The sequence below is a fragment of the Parvibaculum sp. genome, assembly GCF_035511255.1.
GTDB lineage: Bacteria > Pseudomonadota > Alphaproteobacteria > Parvibaculales > Parvibaculaceae > Parvibaculum.
This window is the reverse complement of the sequence record NZ_DATKFR010000357.1, coordinates 1-2,737: the sequence shown is the minus strand read 5'-3', so window position 1 is coordinate 2,737 and position 2,737 is coordinate 1. Positions and strand designations below refer to the sequence as shown.

Below are 2,737 nucleotides of genomic sequence, written 5' to 3'. Positions count from 1 at the left end.
CGGCGAAATCCTTTACGACAAGATGGGCCACGAGGGCGGCAAGAAAACGAAAACCGGCGCCTGGTCGACGGATGCCGACGCGCTCGAAGCGCTGGCGGCCCAGGGCCATGAACTGCCGCGCCGCGTGCTCGATTGGCGCGGGTTGTCGAAACTGAAAAGCACCTATACGGACGCGCTGCCGTCGTTCATCCATCCCGAGACCGGCCGCGTCCATACGAGCTATTCGCTGGCCGCGACCTCGACGGGTCGCCTCTCGTCGAGCGATCCGAACCTGCAGAACATTCCGGTCCGTACCGAGGATGGCCGCAAGATCCGCACCGCCTTCATCGCGGAAAAAGGCAACAAGCTGATTTCGGCCGACTACAGCCAGATCGAGTTGCGTCTTCTCGCGCACATCGCTGATATCGACGCGCTGAAGACGGCCTTTGCCGAAGGTCTCGACATTCACGCGATGACGGCGTCGGAAATGTTCGGCGTGCCGGTGAAGGGCATGGACCCGGCCGTGCGCCGCCGCGCCAAGGCGATCAATTTCGGCATCATCTACGGCATCTCCGCTTTCGGTCTCGCAAATCAGCTCGGCATTCCGCGCGGCGAGGCAGGCGAATATATCGACCGCTACTTCAAGCGCTTCCCCGGCATCCGCGCCTACATGGATCAGACCAAGGAGCAGGCGCACAAGCTCGGCTATGTCGAGACGATCTTCGGCCGTCGCGTCCACATGCCGGCGATCAATTCGAAGAACCCGGCCGAGCGTGCCTTCAACGAACGCGCCGCGATCAACGCACCCATCCAGGGCGCCGCCGCCGACATCATCCGCCGCGCCATGATCCGCATGCCCGACGCGCTCCGCGATGCGAAGCTCTCGGCGCGTATGCTGCTGCAGGTTCATGACGAGCTGATCTTCGAAGCGCCGGAGAACGAGGCGGAGAAGACCTGCGCTCTCGTCGCGAAGATCATGTCCAGCGCCGCCGAACCGGCGGTCAAGCTCTCCGTGCCGCTCGACGTCGAGGCGCGGGCGGCGAACAACTGGGACGAGGCCCATTGAGACCATGAGCGGCGCGGGGGAGGATGCGAAGCCGGCGGTAAGCCATCGGGAAAGATCCTTCGGCTGGGAGACGCGGCTCGTTCTCGCCTCGCCGGTCAATCTTTTCTGGACGGGCGCGATCCTCGCCTTTCTTGTCTATGCGAGTTTTCTTCTCTGCGCCGCCTGGAACCATGTGCCGGTCGTGATCGAACGCGACGGCGATCCGGCGCTGTCGTCGGATGCCTGGACGGCACTCTGCATGGCGCTTCTCTGGTGGAGCATCGTCAGCATCGGTCAGTATACGCGCAAGGCCAATCTTGCTGACGCCTGGAAGCTGTCTCATCTTGGGCTCTCGATCAGTACCGAAAGGCTCGCCGAGCTCGAACGCGGTCCGACACGCGCCGCCAACCGGCGCGCGCTCTTCTTCGGCCTTATTGGCGCGCTCGGGGGCATGGTCTTCTATACGCAGGTCTATCAGCCGAACGGACATCGCGTTCACCTCGCGACGGCTACGGTGACGTCGGCATGGTTCTTCCTGATGACGGCAGGTCTTTTTGGCGAAATTTTCCGCAGCCTCTCTTATCTGCGTACCGACACCTCCGTCTTCGTGCGCGATATCGATCACCGCATCAATATCGATCTTCTCGACATCTCGAAGCTCGACGGCTTCGGCCGCATCGCGCTCAGGGGCGCCCTGCCCTGGCTCGTCACCGGCACGATCGTTCTGCTTCTGCTTCTCGGACAGCAATCGACCGAGCTTTTCTGGCCATTGATCGCGGGGCTCGTGTCGAGCGCCACAGTGGTCTTCGCCTGGCCGATGTGGCGGGTTCATCGGCTGATAGATCACGCGAAGACGCGCGAACTCATCCGGCTTCGGCGCGAAATCGCCTCGGCCCGCGCGATCTTCGAGAAGACCGGCCCCGAAAGCGACAGGGCTGCGCCCCGGCTCGCTGCGCTGCTCGCGCTCGAAGCCCGCGTCGAACATGCCCGCGAATGGCCGCTTGACATGCCGACGATTTTCCGTTTCGGCCTCTATCTCGCGCTGCCGCTCGGCTCCTGGCTCGGCGGCGCGCTGGTCGAGCGCATTTTAAGCCTCGTCATGGGCTGAAAAGCGGCGGACAATGTCCATCTCACAAGGGTGAGCAAGGAGGTTCCGATGCCGAGCCCCGACAGGAAGAAGCCCGCGCCGCCGAAGGACGACCTCGTCGACGAAGCCGGCGAGGAGACCTTCCCGGCGAGCGATCCGCCGTCCTGGACCGGCACCCATGCCGGCGAACCGAAACATTCGTCCGACAAGAACAAGAAAAAACACTGAGCGTTGCGACGCCCGGACCGTTCGGCCCGGGCTTTTCGTGTCAGGCGGCGGCCTTGAACCGGCGCGGCTGCCGCGTCGAGGCGAAGACCTCGCCCATGCGCTCGGTATAGGCGACGAGATTGGCGTGGCCGAGCGCGGCGTCTTTCAGCGGGTTTGGCAAATCGGGCCCGACGATATTGACGAGGAAGCCGAAGGCCGTCGCATCGGCGAGCGTCGGCTCGTCGCCGAAAAAGAAACGGTGGCCGCCGAGAAAATCCGAAAGCGCCGTCAGGTCTCCCGCACCCAGGGCATAAATTTCATCCCGGCTGTGCCGGCCGATGCCGTGCCCGTCCAGCCTGGCCATGACGCTCTTCCGGGCGCCACGCGCCACCGCCGCGCGCATCGGCCAGGGCAGGCCG

4 protein-coding genes are annotated in these 2,737 nt (G+C 64.2%); 3 read left to right on the top strand and 1 reads right to left on the bottom strand.

The window, feature by feature from the left end:
* From VMR03_RS13785 to VMR03_RS13775, 3 genes are all read left to right on the top strand, one after another.
* On the top strand, positions 1-1,045 hold a 1,045-nt coding region (locus tag VMR03_RS13785; protein ID WP_325406173.1), incomplete at its 5' end, for a DNA polymerase.
* Positions 1,046-1,049: 4 nt separating this feature from the next.
* Positions 1,050-2,132 carry a hypothetical protein gene (locus VMR03_RS13780; protein ID WP_325406172.1) on the top strand — a complete coding sequence of 361 codons (1,083 nt, stop codon included), beginning with the start codon at positions 1,050-1,052 and terminating at the stop codon, positions 2,130-2,132.
* Positions 2,133-2,180: 48 nt separating this feature from the next.
* Entirely contained in the window at positions 2,181-2,339 is a 159-nt protein-coding gene (locus tag VMR03_RS13775) for a hypothetical protein (RefSeq protein WP_325406170.1), read from the top strand.
* Positions 2,340-2,379: 40 nt separating this feature from the next.
* On the opposite strand, the gene VMR03_RS13770 is transcribed toward VMR03_RS13775, so the two are convergent.
* Positions 2,380-2,737: glutathione S-transferase C-terminal domain-containing protein (locus VMR03_RS13770; RefSeq protein ID WP_325406168.1), on the bottom strand; the 358-nt coding region annotated here is incomplete at its 5' end.